At 62.7% G+C, this 15,828-nt stretch carries 15 protein-coding genes; 9 read left to right on the forward strand and 6 right to left on the reverse strand.

What is annotated here, in order from left to right; translation table 11 throughout:
* Positions 1 to 40 precede the first annotated feature (40 nt).
* The 4 genes from feoB to VV088_RS16065 all read left to right on the forward strand — a co-directional run bounded on the left by feoB (position 41) and on the right by VV088_RS16065 (position 5,285).
* A complete protein-coding gene (feoB, locus tag VV088_RS16050; RefSeq protein WP_334601724.1) occupies positions 41 to 2,278 on the forward strand; it encodes a ferrous iron transport protein B in 2,238 nt (745 codons plus the stop codon).
* Between the two features lie 28 nt (positions 2,279 to 2,306).
* Positions 2,307 to 2,447, forward strand: a complete 141-nt coding sequence (locus VV088_RS16055) for a FeoB-associated Cys-rich membrane protein (protein WP_334601725.1) — start codon at positions 2,307 to 2,309, stop codon at positions 2,445 to 2,447.
* Positions 2,448 to 2,619: 172 nt separating this feature from the next.
* On the forward strand, positions 2,620 to 3,441 hold the full coding sequence (locus VV088_RS16060) for a hypothetical protein (protein ID WP_334601726.1): 822 nt from the start codon (positions 2,620 to 2,622) through the stop codon (positions 3,439 to 3,441).
* Positions 3,442 to 3,641: 200 nt separating this feature from the next.
* Entirely contained in the window at positions 3,642 to 5,285 is a 1,644-nt protein-coding gene (locus VV088_RS16065; RefSeq protein ID WP_334601727.1) for a Na/Pi cotransporter family protein, read from the forward strand.
* A 48-nt stretch (positions 5,286 to 5,333) separates the two neighbouring features.
* Here the strand turns inward: VV088_RS16065 and proS are convergent, their stop codons facing one another.
* Positions 5,334 to 6,776 carry a proline--tRNA ligase gene (gene proS, locus VV088_RS16070; protein WP_334601728.1) on the reverse strand — a complete coding sequence of 481 codons (1,443 nt, stop codon included), beginning with the start codon at positions 6,774 to 6,776 and terminating at the stop codon, positions 5,334 to 5,336.
* A 133-nt stretch (positions 6,777 to 6,909) separates the two neighbouring features.
* Positions 6,910 to 7,596, reverse strand: a complete 687-nt coding sequence (locus tag VV088_RS16075) for a hypothetical protein (RefSeq protein ID WP_334601729.1) — start codon at positions 7,594 to 7,596, stop codon at positions 6,910 to 6,912.
* Between the two features lie 162 nt (positions 7,597 to 7,758).
* Between VV088_RS16075 and VV088_RS16080 the strand changes: the two genes are divergently transcribed.
* The 5 genes from VV088_RS16080 (at position 7,759) to VV088_RS16100 (ending at position 12,415) form a co-directional block, all read left to right on the forward strand.
* On the forward strand, positions 7,759 to 8,268 hold the full coding sequence (locus VV088_RS16080) for a transcription repressor NadR (protein ID WP_334601730.1): 510 nt from the start codon (positions 7,759 to 7,761) through the stop codon (positions 8,266 to 8,268).
* Between the two features lie 14 nt (positions 8,269 to 8,282).
* Positions 8,283 to 9,509 carry a radical SAM family heme chaperone HemW gene (hemW, locus tag VV088_RS16085; RefSeq protein WP_334601731.1) on the forward strand — a complete coding sequence of 409 codons (1,227 nt, stop codon included), beginning with the start codon at positions 8,283 to 8,285 and terminating at the stop codon, positions 9,507 to 9,509.
* Positions 9,510 to 9,765: 256 nt separating this feature from the next.
* A complete protein-coding gene (locus tag VV088_RS16090; RefSeq protein ID WP_334601732.1) occupies positions 9,766 to 11,061 on the forward strand; it encodes a UDP-N-acetylglucosamine 1-carboxyvinyltransferase in 1,296 nt (431 codons plus the stop codon).
* A gap of 65 nt (positions 11,062 to 11,126) precedes the next feature.
* Positions 11,127 to 11,942 carry an MBL fold metallo-hydrolase gene (locus VV088_RS16095; protein WP_334601733.1) on the forward strand — a complete coding sequence of 272 codons (816 nt, stop codon included), beginning with the start codon at positions 11,127 to 11,129 and terminating at the stop codon, positions 11,940 to 11,942.
* Positions 11,936 to 12,415, forward strand: coding sequence for a 23S rRNA (pseudouridine(1915)-N(3))-methyltransferase RlmH (locus VV088_RS16100; RefSeq protein ID WP_334601734.1), 480 nt, complete (start codon positions 11,936 to 11,938; stop codon positions 12,413 to 12,415). The genes VV088_RS16095 and VV088_RS16100 overlap by 7 nt, the downstream gene beginning before the upstream one ends.
* A gap of 88 nt (positions 12,416 to 12,503) precedes the next feature.
* Here VV088_RS16100 and VV088_RS16105 read toward each other — a convergent pair whose 3' ends face one another.
* The 4 genes from VV088_RS16105 to VV088_RS16120 form a co-directional block, all read right to left on the reverse strand.
* On the reverse strand, positions 12,504 to 13,115 hold the full coding sequence (locus VV088_RS16105) for a helix-turn-helix domain-containing protein (protein ID WP_334601735.1): 612 nt from the start codon (positions 13,113 to 13,115) through the stop codon (positions 12,504 to 12,506).
* Between the two features lie 88 nt (positions 13,116 to 13,203).
* On the reverse strand, positions 13,204 to 14,082 hold the full coding sequence (locus tag VV088_RS16110) for a 4Fe-4S cluster-binding domain-containing protein (protein WP_334601736.1): 879 nt from the start codon (positions 14,080 to 14,082) through the stop codon (positions 13,204 to 13,206).
* 12 nt (positions 14,083 to 14,094) lie between these two features.
* On the reverse strand, positions 14,095 to 15,141 hold the full coding sequence (gene mutY, locus VV088_RS16115) for an A/G-specific adenine glycosylase (protein WP_334601737.1): 1,047 nt from the start codon (positions 15,139 to 15,141) through the stop codon (positions 14,095 to 14,097).
* 316 nt (positions 15,142 to 15,457) lie between these two features.
* Positions 15,458 to 15,826, reverse strand: coding sequence for a C-GCAxxG-C-C family protein (locus tag VV088_RS16120; protein ID WP_334601738.1), 369 nt, complete (start codon positions 15,824 to 15,826; stop codon positions 15,458 to 15,460).
* Positions 15,827 to 15,828: the final 2 nt, after the last annotated feature.

The following is a 15,828-nucleotide window of genomic DNA, read 5'->3' on the forward strand; positions in this document are numbered from 1 at the left end:
TGTGGGTTAGCCGCAGCTAATTTGAGAGGAGAGAAGCAGCATGAGCATCAAGATCGCGTTAGCGGGCAATCCCAACTGCGGGAAAACTACGCTGTTCAACGCACTGACCGGGTCCAGCCAGTATGTGGGCAACTGGCCCGGTGTTACCGTGGAAAAAAAGGAGGGCAAGCTGAAGGGCAGCAAGGATGTAGTAATCCAGGACCTGCCCGGCATCTACTCCCTGTCCCCCTACACACTGGAGGAGGTCGTCGCCCGGAACTATCTGGTGAAGGAACAGCCTGACGCCATCCTGAACATCGTGGACGGAACCAACATTGAGCGCAACCTGTACTTAACCACCCAGCTCATTGAGCTTGGCCTGCCCGTGGTGGTGGCCGTGAACATGATCGACCTGGTCCGCAAAAACGGCGACCAAATCGACCTGAAGAAGCTGGGGAACGCGCTGGGCTGTCAGGTGGTGGAGATGTCCGCCCTGAAGAACGAGGGCGGCCTGGAAGCCGCCCATGCAGCGGTGGAGCTGGCCCAGCAGCACCAGCAGAAGGAGCTGCCCCATGTCTTTACCGGCAGCGTGGAGCACGCCATCGCCCACATTGAGGAGTCCATCGAGGGCAGGGTGGACGACCGCTATCTCCGGTGGTACGCCATCAAGCTCTTTGAGCGGGATGAGAAGGTGCTGGAGGAGCTGTCGCTGGGCGAGGACCTGCAGGCCCATCTGGCCCAGCACATTGCCGACTGTGAACAGGAGCTGGATGACGACGCGGAGTCCATCATCACCAACCAGCGTTACGCCTACATCAGCAGCGCGGCTGGCAGGGCGGTGAAGAAGAAGGCCGCCAAGGGCAGTCTGTCGGTCTCCGACAAGATCGACCAGATTGTCACCAACCGGATTCTGGCCCTGCCCATCTTTGCGGTGGTTATGTTTCTGATCTATTCCATCGCCATGGGCGCCTCCCCGGCGGGCCTGTTCGAGGGCGAGGAGTGGGGCGTGGGCATTGGCACCTGGGGCACCGACTGGGCCAACGACACCCTGTTCGGCGAGCTGGTACCCGGCCTGTTCGACTCCATCCTGGGCGCTCTGGGCGTGGCCGAGGGCGGCTGGCTGTACGGCTTGATTCAGGACGGCATCGTGGCCGGCGTGGGCGCGGTGCTGGGCTTTGTGCCCCAAATGCTGGTGCTGTTCCTGCTGCTGGCCATCCTGGAGGACGTGGGCTATATGGCCCGTGTGGCTTTCATCATGGACCGCATTTTCCGCCGCTTCGGCCTGTCCGGCAAGAGCTTCATCCCCATGCTGGTGGCCACCGGCTGCGGCGTCCCCGGCATCATGGCCTCCCGGACCATCGAACAAGACCGGGACCGGAAGATGACCATCATGACCACCGGCTTCATCCCCTGCGGGGCGAAAATGCCCATCATCGGTTTGTTCGCGGGCGCAGTGTTCGGCGGTGCGGCTTGGGTGGCGACCTCTGCGTTCTTTATCGGCATCGCTGCCGTGGTCATTTCCGGCATCATGCTGAAGAAATTCAAGGCTTTCGCTGGGGAACCCGCCCCCTTCGTTATGGAGCTGCCCGCCTACCACGCCCCTTCCGCCTCTAACGTCCTGCGGGCCACCTGGGAGCGGGGCTGGTCCTTCATCAAGCGGGCGGGAACCATCATCCTGCTCAGCTCCATCGTCCTCTGGTTCCTCCAGGGCTATGGCTTTGAAAACGGCGTATTCCAGGCCGTGGAGGACAACAACAGCTCCCTTCTGGCCTCCATCGGTAGCGGTGTTGCCATCATCTTCGCACCCCTGGGTTGGGTGGGCGATATGGCCTGGAAAGCCACCGTGGCCACGGTCACCGGCCTGATTGCCAAGGAGGAAGTGGTCAACACCTTTGGTGTACTCTATCAGTACGCCGGAGAGGCAGACCTGCTGGAAGACGCCTCCGACATCTACGCCGCCGTGGGTGCGGATTTCGGCGCTATGGCCGCCTACTCCTTCATGATTTTCAACCTCCTGTGCGCCCCCTGCTTCGCCGCCATGGGCGCCATCAAGCGGGAGATGAACAACGCCAAGTGGACCCTGGGCGCCATCGGGTACATGTGCGGCTTTGCCTACGTGGTGAGCCTGATCGTGTTCCAGCTGGGTGGTCTGGCCACCGGCGAGGCCTCCTTCGGTCTGGGCACCGTCGTGGCGGTGGCCCTGCTGGCCGGGATTGTCTACCTGCTGTTCCGCAAGGGCTACCAGGGGGAGGAGCATGCCCGCAATCTGACCTCTGTGGCCGCCATCGCGGCCAAGTAAGCCTTCCGTTTGGAAAGGAGAATCTGATATGCCCCCTGGTGAGTTCGTCGTCATTCTTGTCCTGGCCTGCGTTGTGGGTCTGGCAGTCCGCTCCCTGTGGAAGAGCCGCAGGGCGGGCGGAAGTTGTAACGGTGATTGCAGTCAATGCAGCGGCTGTCATCATAAATAGGCCATAGAGGACCGGCTCCCTGATCGCGCAGGGAGCCGGTTTCCTTTTTTTGACCATTTTGGAAAAAATCCTTTCCTTATCGGAAAAAATATGCTACAATAGGTCTGGGAAATTCTTGAGAGAGCCGAGCGCATCCTGCTCAAGAAAAAATCGAAAGAAAAGAGGCACAAATATGAAAAAGGCAAGAAAGCTCCTGAGCATCCTGCTGGCCGCCGCCCTGATGTGCGGACTGACCTGCACCGCTGCCCTCGCAGACGATGCTTTGGACACCGCCGCCCCCGGAACCACCGCCGCCCCTGAGAATACTGACCCCGCCGAGGGTACCGATCCCGCCGAGGGTACCGACCCTGCCGAGGGCACCGATCCCGCCGAGGGTACCGACCCTGCTGAGGGCACCGATCCTGCCGAGGGCACCGATCCCGCCGAGGGTACCGACCCTGCTGAGGGCACCGATCCCGCCGAGGGTACCGACCCTGCTGAGGGCACTGATCCCGCCGAGGGCACCGACCCTGCTGAGGGCGCCGATCCTGTTGTGACCGTGGAGGACATCCCCGCTGAGGGCACCGCCATCGCCTCCACCCAGAACATCACCATCGACGGCACCGCCGTGGAGTTTGCCGCCTACGCCCTGAAGGACGAGAACGGCAACCTGACCAACTACGTCAAGCTGCGTGACATCGCCGTGGCCATCAACGGCACCGACGCCCAGTTTGAGGTGGGCTTCGACGGCTCCATCCTCCTCACCACCAAGACCGCTTACACTGGCGGCAGCGACATGGGCACCCCCTTCTCCGGCGACCGGGAGTACAAGGGCGGCGCTCAGACCGTGAAGGTGGACGGCACTGACGTTCCCATGACCGCCATCACCCTCACCGACGACGACGGCGGCGCTTACAATTACTTCAAGCTCCGCGACCTGGGCGCTGTTCTGGGCTTCACCGTGGGCTACAGCAACGAGACCGGCATCTCCATCACCACCACCACCGCTGAGTGATCAAAGCCGCACATCCAGCCGGCTCCCCCTTTTATGGGGAGCCGGTTTTTTATGCATAAAAACCGGTCTGCCGCGAAAAACCAGCCAGAGAAGCAGAAAAAGGGTTGACAGCGGGAATATTTTCCTATATAAACTAAAATGGGGTAATTTAGGATCATCACATACGCCCCATCAAATCACTTTTACAGAAAGGATACAACATGAACGTATTGGAATTCTTGGGCGTCTTTGGCGGGCTGGCCCTCTTCCTCCACGGGATGCAGATGATGAGCTCCGGCCTGGAGGCCGCGGCGGGCGGAAGGATGAAGGCCATCCTGGAGCGGCTGACCGCCAACCGCTTCCTGGGCGTGCTGGTGGGCGCGCTGATCACTGCCGCCGTCCAGTCCTCCTCTGCCACCACCGTGATGGTGGTGGGCTTCGTCAACGCCGGGATCATGACCCTGAACCAGGCGGTCTGGCTCATCATGGGGGCCAACGTGGGCACCACCATCACCGGCCTGCTCATCGCGCTGGACGTGGGGGCGCTGGCCCCGGTGGCCGCCTTTGCCGGTGTGTTCCTCATGGTCTTTGTGAAGGAGGCGAAGCTCCAGCACATCGGCCAGATCCTGGCCGGGCTGGGCATCCTGTTCACCGGCATGGACGCTATGAGCGCCGCCATGGCCCCGCTGCGGGAGGTTCCGGCCTTCCTGCGCCTCATGTCCACCCTGTCCAACCCCCTGCTGGGCATCCTGTTCGGCGCGGCCTTCACCGCCCTGATCCAGTCCTCTTCCGCCTCGGTGGGCATTCTGCAGAGCCTGGCCGCCGGGGGAATCGTCCCCTTCTCCGGCGCGGTGTATGTGCTCTTCGGCCAGAACATCGGTACCTGCATCACCTCCGTCCTAGCCTCCCTTGGGACCAGCCGGAGCGCCAAGCGGGCCACCTGCATCCATCTGCTCTTCAACGTCATCGGCACTGTGGTCTTCACCGTTCTGGTGATGGTCTTCCCCATCACCCAGCTCATCGAGGCCGCCGTCCCCAGCCCCAAGGCGGAGATTGCGGTCATGCATGTCATCTTCAATCTGGCCACCACCGCCATGCTCCTTCCGCTGGGGAACAACCTGGCCCGGCTGGCCACTCTCCTCCTGCCCGACCAGGAGGAGGCCCAGCCCGCCGGGGAGCTGCGCCTGGCCTACCTAACCCCCATCACCGCCGGCGGCAAGGAGGGCGGTTTGGGCGTATCCGCCATTGTGGTGGATCAGCTGCGCAACGAGCTGCACCGCATGCTGGAGATGGCGCGACAGAATGTGGACACCAGCTTCAAGGCTGTGCTGGACCGGGACGCCGCCCCCCTGGACCGGGTGGAGCAGCGGGAGGCGTATATCGACTTTTTGAACCAGGAAATTTCCCGCTATGTCTCCCGGCTGATCGCCATCGAAACCAACGAGCAGGGCTCCCAGACGGTCAGCAGCTTTTTCACCATTGCGGGCAACATTGAGCGGATCGCGGACCACGCCGACAATCTGGCAGGCTACACCCGGCTGCTGGTGGGCAAGGAGATCACCTTCTCCCCGCCGGCCCGGGAGGAGATCGGCCAGATGCGGGACGTCACCCTCCGGGCGGTGTCCGCCCTTCTGTCCGGCGAGGGCGGAACGGCGGAGTGGCTGTCCCAGGTGGCCCAGCTGGAGCAGCGCATCGACGACATGACCCGGAGCTTCCGCCGGAACCAGCTGGACCGGATGCAGGCGGGGGCTTGCTCCGCCGAGGCCTGCATCCTGTACTCCGAGCTGCTCACCGACTTCGAGCGCATTGGCGACCATGTGCTCAACATTGCCGAGGAGCTGGCCAAGGCCCGCACCACCCTATAAAACAGGACCCGGCGTCTGGAAATCCAGACGCCGGGCTTCTGTTCCATATCAGTAGGCCACGCCCCACAGGATGGAGTGCCTGGCGGGCTTGCCGCAGCAGACGCACACATCGGAGACATGCTCCTGCTCCAGGGGCATGCACCGGGAGGTGACCCCGGCCTGCTCCTTCATAGCCAGCTCGCAGTCCAGCTCGCCGCACCACATGGTCTTGGCGAAGCCGCCCTCGGTCTCCATGAACGCCTTGACCTCCTCCAGGGTCATGCAAACCCGGGTGTGGTCCTCCAGGTTCTGCTTGGCCCGGTTGTACAGGCTCTCGTGGACCTCGTCCAGCAGGCGCTTGGCGGTCTCCTCCAGCTCGCTCAGGGGGACAAAGACCTTTTCTCCGGAGTCCCGGCGGCAGATGCAGCACTGGTCCTGCTCCATGTCCTTGGGGCCGATCTCCACCCGGAGGGGCACCCCCTTCATCTCGTACTCCGCGGCCTTCCAGCCCATGGTCTGGTCGGAGGCGTCCATCTTTGCCCGGATACCGGCCTGCTTCAGCCGGTCCAGCAGGGCGGAGGCGGCGTCCAGAACACCCTCCTTGTGCTGGGCTACCGGGATGACCATGACCTGGATGGGGGCAATGCGGGGGGGCAGCACCAGGCCGTTGTTGTCGCCGTGGGTCATGATAAGCCCGCCGATGGTGCGGGTGGACAGGCCCCAGCTGGTCTGATGGGGGTAGTGGAGCTGGTTGTCCTTCCCGGTGTAGGTGATGCCGAAGGCACGGGCGAAGCCGTCGCCAAAGTAGTGGCTGGTGCCGCTCTGGAGGGCCTTCCGGTCGTGCATCATGCACTCCACGGTGTAGGTCTCCTCGGCGCCGTTGAACTTTTCCTTGTCGGTCTTCTGGCCCTTCACCACCGGCATGGCCAGCACGTTTTCCAGAAAATCAGCGTAGACGTTGAGCATCTGCTGTGTCTCCTGGACGGCCTCCTCAGCGGTGGCGTGCATGGTGTGGCCCTCCTGCCACAGGAACTCCCGGTGGCGCAGGAAGGGCCGGGAGGTCTTCTCCCAGCGCAGGACGGAGCACCACTGGTTGTACAGCTTGGGCAGGTCCCGGTGGGAGTGGATCACGTTCTTGTAGTGCTCGCAGAACAGAGTCTCGGAGGTGGGACGGATGCAGTATTTTTCCTCCAGCTTCTCGCTGCCCCCCAAGGTCACCCAGGCGCACTCGGGGGCAAAGCCCTCCACGTGGTCCTTCTCCTTCTGGAGCAGGCTCTCGGGGATGAGCATGGGCAGGTACACGTTTTCGTGACCCAGCTCCTTAAACCGTTTGTCCAGCTCATTCTGGATGTTCTCCCAGATGGCGTAGCCATAGGGGCGGTAGATGAACATGCCCTTGATGGAGGAGTAGTCAATGAGCTCCGCCTTTTTGCACACGTCGGTGTACCACTGGGCAAAGTCCACCTCCATGTCGGTGATCTGCTCCACCTGCTTCTTGTTTTCTTTGGCCATATCGTCTCAGTCCTTCATATCAAAATAGGGTTACGTCTCAATCGTTTATAAGCCTCTCTATTCTATAAATTTACAGGGCGAAAGTCAAGAGAAAACAGCGCGTCCCCGCCGTTTCCGGCGGGGACGCACCATGTCAGTCGGCATAAGCGCCGTAATAGTCGATCATGACCTCGTCGATCTTCTGCAGGCCGGTCTCCACCGGAGCGTAGTAGCCCTCATCGTCCAGCTTCATCTGGACCATGATGATCTGGTCCTTGCCGTAGGTGATGTCATCCAGCCGGTCCTCCAGCAGGTCCAGTATCAGCGGCCCGTAGATGGCGTCCACCGCAGCATACTCCTCCTCGGTCTCCGCGTCGTCGTAGCCGGCCTCTTCCAGGGCGTCAAAGTAGTCGTCATCCGTCAGAAGGTCGTACAGGCTCAGGGGGGAGACGGTCACCTCCACCACAAAGTCCCCGTCCTTGGTCTTGCTCCCGGTGCCCACTGTGTACTTGGACTTGGCGTAGATCTGCTCCATCACGTCCGCAGCCTGCTCTATGATCTCGTCCGTCGGGTAATAGATCTCCAAAAAGTCCAGCAGGTAGTATTCCGCCTCCCCGGACACATTGTCCTCATGCATCTCTCTGGCGTCGCTCTCGGTCATGTCCTCCACCAGCTCGATGTACGCCTTGTCGTAGACGCCAAGATAGGCGGCGTCCAGGTGGCCCTTGACGTAGGTCTCGGCGTCCTTTTCGGTCAGCCCCTTGCCGCAGGCGGACAGGGTGGCCAGCAGACAGGCGGCCATCGCTCCGGCAGCCAGCCCTTTCCAAACGGTTTTGTTCATCCCATCGTTCTCCTTTTCCTTAATCTGGCAGCCTCCGCACTCCGGCAGAAGGTGCTGCTATTCAAAATAATACACGATATACTGGAAAAGTCAAGCTTGCTCTAAACAATTGGTTGTGCTACACTAAGGACCAGATAGCACCACACAGCGGGGAGGGATTCGATGGACAGTGAAGCGCGCCGGAGGGCGCTGGCAGAGCGGCTGAGCGCAGCGAACGGACCGCTGAGCGCCGCCTCGCTGGCCCGGGAGCTGTCGGTGAGCCGGCAGATCATCGTGGGCGACGTGGCCCTGCTCCGGGCCGGGGGACTGGACATCACCGCCACCCCCCGGGGCTACCTCCTGCCCCGTCCCCCCGCCGGGGAGAAGTACACCTTCGCCTGCCGCCACCGGGCGGACCAGATGGCGGAGGAACTCAATGCCATGGTGGACCAGGGCTGCACTGTGCTGGACGTCATTGTGGAGCACCCCATCTACGGCCAGCTCACCGGGCCGCTGCGGCTGTCCAGCCGGTATGACGTGGCCCAGTTTGTGGCCCGCTGCGAGGAGGAGGACGCCGCACCCCTGTCCCAGCTCACCGAGGGGGTCCACCTGCACACCGTCCTCTGCCCCGACCAGCGGGCTGCAGAGCGGGTACGGGAGGCGTTAGCAAAGCTGGATCTTCTGTATCGATAAGGGAGGCCCCTGCGATGTTCGGAAAAGCAAAGACGCCCAGCGGCAAGCTGGGCATTTACATCCACATCCCCTTCTGCCGCAGCAAGTGCGACTACTGCGACTTCTACTCTCTGGCGGGGCAGGAAGCCCAAATGGCGCCCTATCAGAAGGCCCTGCTGGCCCACCTGAAGGAGAGCGCCCTGGCGGCCAAGAGCTTTTCGGTGGACACCATCTACTTTGGCGGCGGCACCCCCAGCTTTTATGGGGAAAAGCGGCTGCGGGAGCTGCTGGCGGTCATCAAAAAGCACTACAAGGTGGAAAAGCAGGCGGAAATTTCCTTCGAGGCCAACCCGGACAGCGCGGACCTCTCCACGCTGCGCGCCCTGCGCAAGGCAGGATTCAACCGGATCTCCCTGGGGCTCCAGTCCGCCTTTCCGGCGGAGCTGGCGGCGGTCCACCGCCCCCATACCGTGGAGCAGGGGGACGAGGCGGTGGCCGCCGCCCGGAAGGCCGGCTTCACCAACCTCTCCCTGGATCTGATCTACGGCCTGCCCGCCCAGACCGTCTCCACCTGGCGGAAGACGGTGGAGCACGCCCTGTCCCTGGCTCCGGAGCACCTGTCCTGCTACGGGCTGAAGGTGGAGGAGGGCACCCCTCTGGCCGCCAAGGTCGCCGCCGGAACGGAGCGGCTGCTCAGCGACGACACCCAAGCCGACCTCTACCTGTGGACGGTGGAGCGGCTGACCCAGGCGGGCTACCGCCAGTATGAGATCTCCAACTTTTCCAAGCCGGGCTTCACCTCCCGGCACAATCTGCGCTACTGGCTGACCCAGCCCTATATCGGCTTCGGCCCCGGAGCCCACTCCGACTTCGGCGGCCGGCGGTACGCCTGGCTCCGGGACCTGGAGGGCTACATCAAGGGGGTGCTGGAGGGGGGCGCGCTGCTGGACAGCGAGGACCTGATCCCCCAGGAGGAACGGGGCAGCGAATACCTGATGCTCCGTCTGCGCACCGCTCTGGGCATTGAGGAGTGGGAGTACCGGGGGACCTACTTCATGGACTTTGCCCCCATCGAGGAACGGCTGCAGCAATTCGCAGCCCAGGGCTGGGCGGAAAAGACGCCGGAGGGCCGCTGGCGTCTCACCCCCAAGGGCTTTCTGGTGTCCAACCAGCTGATCGGCGACCTGCTGGAGCGGCAGGAGCGGGCCTGTCTGTCCGACCTGCTGCCCCGGGTTCAGGCCCGGTTCCAGGGGCGGAACTGAATGACAGATTTTGACAGAAAAATTCTGAGGATCGGACAGCGGAGGGAGTATTTTCCCTCCACTGTCCGTCTTTTTTAACAATCTGTTCATACCTCCGCAATTTTTGTTGCAAGCCGGACATAATAGTGCTATAATGTATCCGGTTTGTTACGCCCTGCCGCTGGCAGCGGCAGGTTGATATTCGTTGATATTACATATGGCGCACGCGCCGTATATGCTTATAGATTCCAAGACATGGAAAAGAGGGTGCAGGTTTTTGACCAAGTATCTGATTCACGGGGGAAATCCCCTCCACGGAACCATCCACATCAGCGGAGCAAAAAACGCCGCGGTGGCCATCATTCCCGCCGCTCTGCTGGTGGATGGCGTCTGCCGCATCGAAAACGTTCCTCAGATCAGCGACGTCACGCTGATCCTTCAAATCCTTCGCGAGCTGGGCGCCGATGTGCGCATGATCAACCGCACCACCCTAGAGGTGGACTGCTCTCATATCCGCAACCGTCAGGTCCCCTATGAGCTGGCCCGGAAGATTCGCGCCAGCTACTATCTGGTGGGCGCGCTGCTCAGCCGGTTCGGCTGGGCGGAGGTCCCCCTGCCCGGCGGCTGCGACCTGGGCGGACGGCCCGTAGACCAGCATATCAAGGGCTTTGTGGCCATGGGCGCTGAGGTGGAGGTCCGCAACGGCCTGATCTACGCCCGGGTGCCCAACGGCGCCCGCCTGTCCGGGGGGCAGGTTTATCTGGATATCGTATCGGTAGGGGCCACCATGAACATCATGCTGGCCGCCACCTTGGCCCAGGGCCGGACCGTCATTGAAAACGCCGCCAAGGAGCCCCATATCGTGGATCTGGCCAACTTTTTGAACTCCATGGGGGCGGACATCCGGGGGGCCGGCACCGACGTCATCAAGATCCGGGGGGTAAACCGGCTGCAGGGCGGCTCCTACTCCATCATCCCCGACCAGATTGAGGCGGGCACCTATATGGCCGCCGTGGCTGCAGCCGGAGGAGACGTGCTCATCCAGAATGTGATTCCCAAACACCTGGACTGCATCACCGCCAAGCTGGTGGAGATGGGGGTGGACGTGGAGGAGCTGGACGACGCCGTCCGTCTGCGCCGCACCGGTCCCATGGGCCGGGTGAATGTGAAGACCATGCCCTACCCCGGCTTCCCCACCGACATGCAGCCTCAGATTGCCGCCGCCCTGTGCGTGTCTCAGGGCACCAGCGTCCTTACCGAGGGAGTGTGGGACAACCGCTACCGCTATGTGGACGAGTTCCGCCGCATGGGGGCCCGCATCCAGGTGGACGGCAAGGTGGCCGTCATCGAGGGGGTGGACCACCTGACCGGCGCGCCGGTCCACGCCTGCGACCTGCGGGCCGGGGCCGCCATGATCATTGCCGGCCTGGCCGCCCAGGGGGTCACCGAGATCGATGGCATCCACCACATTGAGCGGGGCTACGAGACCATCGTGGAAAAGCTGGCCGCCGTGGGGGCAGACATCCGGATCGTTCATGTCCCCGGCGAGGAGGGGCAGTCCCAGGTGGGATAAACCAAAGCGACAGATGGACGGGCGGCCTCTGGCCGCTCGTTTTCCGCTTGAGAGGAGAGACTGATTTGCTGACCTTTACCACCCTTGCCAGCAGCTCCACCGGCAACGCCGCTCTGGTGTCCTGCGGGGACACCCACATCCTGCTGGACGCGGGGATCTCAGCCAAGCAGATCACCGCCGGACTGAACGCGCTGGGGACGGCTCCCCACCAGCTGTCCGCCATCCTGCTCACCCACGAACACAGCGACCACGTGTCCGGCCTGCGGGTACTGTCCAAAAAGGCAGGCGTGCCCATCTACGCCACCAGCGCCACCTGCCAGGAGTGGTACCGCAGGAACCAGTGCGATCCGGTCCGGGAACAGATGCGGGAGCAGGAGGCGGGGACCGGGATGCAGATCGGCTCCCTGTGGGTGGAGTCCTTCCCCACCCCCCACGACGCGGCGGACAGCGTGGGCTACTCCATCGCCGGGGACGGCGTGCGCATGGTGCTGTGCACCGACCTGGGCCATGTCACCGAGGAGGTCCGCCGGGCGGTGGAGGGCTGCGACCTGCTGGTGTGTGAGGCCAACCACGATGAGGACTGGGTCCGCTCCGGGCCCTACCCCTACTACTTAAAGCGGCGCATTTTGGGGGACTGCGGCCATCTGTCCAACGAGGCGGGGGCGGAGCTGGCCGCCTTTGCCGTGGAGACGGGCGCCAAACAGGTGATCCTGGCCCATCTGTCCCAGACCAACAACACCCCCGTCCGGGCCTATAAGGCGGCGGCCCTGCGGCTGATGGCCATGGGCTGCGATCCGGAGCGGGACATCGCCCTGTCCACAGCCCCCGCCAGCCGCCTGGGCCCCACCGTCTCCCTGGGAAAGGCGGCGGCGGTATGCTGAGCGTCTATCTGATCTGCGTGGGCAAGCTGAAGGAACCATTCTACAAGGACGCCTGCGCCGAGTACATCAAGCGGCTGTCCGCCTACTGCAAATTGACCCTGGTCGAGATCCCGGAGGTCAAGCTGTCCAAGGACCCCACTCTGGGGGAGATCACCAACGCCCTGGCCAAGGAGGGAGACGCCATCCGGCAAAAAATTCCGCCCAGCGCCCGGGTCGCCGCCCTGTGCGTGGAGGGCCGGATGCGCTCCAGCGAGGAGATGGCCCGGATGATCCCCGCCCAGGGGAGCCAGGACAAGCACCTGGTCTTTCTCATCGGCGGCAGCTACGGCCTGCACCCCTCCATCAAGGCGGAGGCCAGCGTCCAGCTGTCCATGTCCCCCATGACGTTCCCCCACCACCTGGCCCGGGTCATGCTGCTGGAGCAGATTTACCGGGCCTTCAAAATCAACGAGGGGTCGTCCTACCACAAATAAATGTTCAGGAGGATCGCTGACGTATCGAGGCGCTGGGTGTACTGGCTCATATAAGGAAAAAGCCTGACGCGGCTGCGTCAGGCTTTTTTTATTTTGTCAGCTTCCGGTTCATGTACTTGGGATTGATAGTGACGATGTAGACAAACACTGTGACCATCATCAGTATCGCCCCGATCAGGCCAATTCCAGGATAGATAATGAGATAGGCGATGCCCAGCTGCACCAGGCAGTACAGCAATTCGATCTTCGTATTTTTCTTCCGCTGCTGCATGTCCGGTTCAAACCGATGATTGGAGGCCATCCATATGGAGCACAGAACCAGGCAGACACCGGAAAAAACGGTTGGCGCCATAATGTCCGAACGATAGAAAACCCGCCTTGCCATCCAGAGATGCCGCGCGGTAGCATACCCAAAGGCGGCATGGAGCGTGATCGCGATCCTTGTCAGGTTAGTCCGCAAAATGGGGTTGGGCTTTTTCCCCTGGGGCGCTTGGCTGGAGGCCGTCTCATTTCCGATCAGCTCGTCCAGGGAGATATGAAACAGCTTGGCCAGGGCAATGAGCTTTTCCGAGCTGGGGGCGGACTGGCCCGCCTCCCACTTCGTGACGGCCTGCCGGCTGACTCCCATCGCCTCTGCCAGCGTCTCCTGGGACAATCCATGTGCGGTCCGCTGTTCTTTGATTGTTTCGCCTAATGTCATATGAATCACCTCTGAGGTCAGTATACCGAATCTTGAGCAAAAATCTACCAACTATCCGGCAACTATTGGTTGCATCCCGACATTTTCCTCAAATTCCTGTCAGATCGAAGGGCGGGGTGTACTCCTCCTTCGCGCTGGTTCGCTCCTGGGTGAAGCCGGCCAGGCCCAGGTTCTGCATGTACTCCTGGGCGGCGCGGATCTCACCGGGACGCAGGCGGCGGTCCAGCTCCGGGAGCGCGGACAGGTCCCCCCAGGGGGTGTACTGGCTCATGAGGGAGAACAGCACCGTCCCCGGCGCAAACTCCCCGGACACCCAGTCCATCACGGCCTTAGCCTGTCCCACCTGGCCAGGGAGGATCAAATGGCGTATGATCGTCCCCTTTAATAACAGGCCGTTTTCATCCCATTGGCAGGGACCGGTCTGGCGGACCATCTCCCGGATGGCAGCCACAGCCGCCTCCGGATAGTCGGGCGCGGCGGAACAGCGCCGGGCGGCGGCGGGGTCCAGATACTTCAGGTCGGGGAGGTAGATGTCCACCTTCCCCTCCAGCCCCCGGAGGGTATCCACCCTGTCATATCCCCCGGTGTTGAATACAACGGGGACAGGGGGCCTCCACCCCTCCAGCAGGGCGGACAGCACATGGGCGTAGTGGGTGGGGTTTACGAAGTTGAGGTTATGGGCCCCCTGGGTGATCAGCTCCTCACAGATGGTGCGCAGCCGCTCCATGGAAACCGCTTTTCCAAAATCCTGATGGCTGATCCTCTCATTCTGGCAGAAGACGCAGCCCAGGGAACAGCCGGAAAAGAAGATGGTCCCCGACCCTTGGGCGCCGGAGATGGGCGGCTCCTCCCAGTGGTGCAGGGCCGCCCGGGCCAGGACGGGGACGGCAGGCATGCGGCAGTACCCATTCCCCTCGGACCCGGTGCGCAAAGCTCCGCAGCGCCGCGGGCACAGACGGCAGATCATAGCGCGCCCCCCTCAGAAGTGCCCCAGCCGGTCCGCCACCAGCCGGGCAAAGCTCTGGAAGGCATTCGGGACGGCATACACATCCCGCAGAGCGGTCCGGTCCGCCCACACCCAACCGTCGGGGAGGTCCGGGCGGTCCAGCTCCCCGGCCAGCGCAGTCATGTGCCACTCCACATGAGAAAAGATGTGCTTTCCGGTCCCCACCTTCGTCAGCGGCGGAGCAGACAGCCCCCATTGGGCCAGCCAGTCTGTGCCGCCGTCCAGCTCATTGGGGTACTCCCACAGTCCCGCCAGCAGCCCCCGGTCCGGGCGGCGGCGCAGAGCCACGCAGTCCCGGTAAAAGAGGAGGTAGACGATGCGCATCTCCACCCGCCGGGCTTTTTTGGCCGCCTTGACCGGCAGCTCCCCGGTCCGGCCCTCCTGGAAGGCGCGGCAGAACCCCGCCGCCGGACACCGCTCGCACAGGGGCGCCCCGTTGGGCAGGCAGACGGTGGCCCCCAGCTCCATCATGGCCTGGTTGAAGTCCCCCGGAGCCTCCAGCGGGATGACCTCCGCCAGGGCCTGGGTCACCTTTTTCTTCATGGCGGGGGTGGCGATGTCGCCGCTGTCGCCGGTGATCCGGGCGGTCACCCGGAGGACATTGCCGTCCACCGCCGGGACGGGCAGGCCAAAGGCGATGGAACCGACGGCTCCGGCGGTATAATCCCCCACCCCGGCCAGAGCCCGGATCTCCTCATAAGTATTTGGGAATACTCCGCCGTGATCATTCATGATCTGTTCTGCCGCTTTTTGCAGATTTCTGGCCCGGCTGTAGTAGCCCAGCCCCTGCCAGAGCTTCATCAGCTGATCCTGGGACAGGGCGGCCAGGGCGGCCACATCGGGGGCCGCCTCCAAAAAGCGGCGGTAATAGTCCAGCACCGCCGCTACCCGGGTCTGCTGGAGCATGATCTCCGATACCCACACGTGATAGGGGGTTGGGTCGCTGCGCCAGGGGAGCACTCTGGCCTTCTCCCGGTACCAGACCAGCAGCGGGATGGGGAGCTGATGCAGTTCGTCCAAAAAAACGGCTCCTTTCTCTGGGGGCTTTGATCAAATCCCACAACGGTCCAGCCCTGCGTTTCTTTGATCGGTAATCGCCCGAAAGAATAACTAAATGCTAATGTGTTATATAATGGATTTGGGGATGGCAATTCTTCAAGCAGAGTGGTAAAGTCTTGGACAGAGCAGGGGCTTAAAATCCCGCGAGACGCCGGCTGCCGCTCTTGCCGGCGGTCCCAACCAGTTTTTGGCCTTTGACTCCATCATTCCTTTTTCATCCATCCTTCCAGATCACCAAACAGGGACACCCCGCAGGGGTGTCCCTGTTTGGTGCTGCTCAGTCCAGCGCCTCCACCATCTCGAAGACCAGGCCGTCACAGTGCTCTTTTCTGGGGATGCCCGCCTCGTGGGACTTTTTCAGCAGGGCGGCGCAGTTGATCTCCCCGTGGTCGGCCAGGAACTTTTTCCGGAGGGCGTCCGCCTGCTCCGGGGGATAGTTGGTCATGCCCAATACCATCAGGGCCCCGGTGAGCGCGCCGCAGACCGCGCCGCAGCGCATCCCGGAGCCGAAGTTGGCCCCCAGGTTATACGCCTGCTCCTCGGTGAGGCCCATGTCCTCCGCGAAGGCCGCCAGAACGGACTGGCAGCAGTTGAAATGTACGTCGGTACGCGCCCGGAGCGCCCGGGCCTTTTCCATGTGATTCATGT

Source organism: Lawsonibacter sp. JLR.KK007 (genome assembly GCF_036941135.1).
Classification (GTDB): domain Bacteria; phylum Bacillota; class Clostridia; order Oscillospirales; family Oscillospiraceae; genus Lawsonibacter.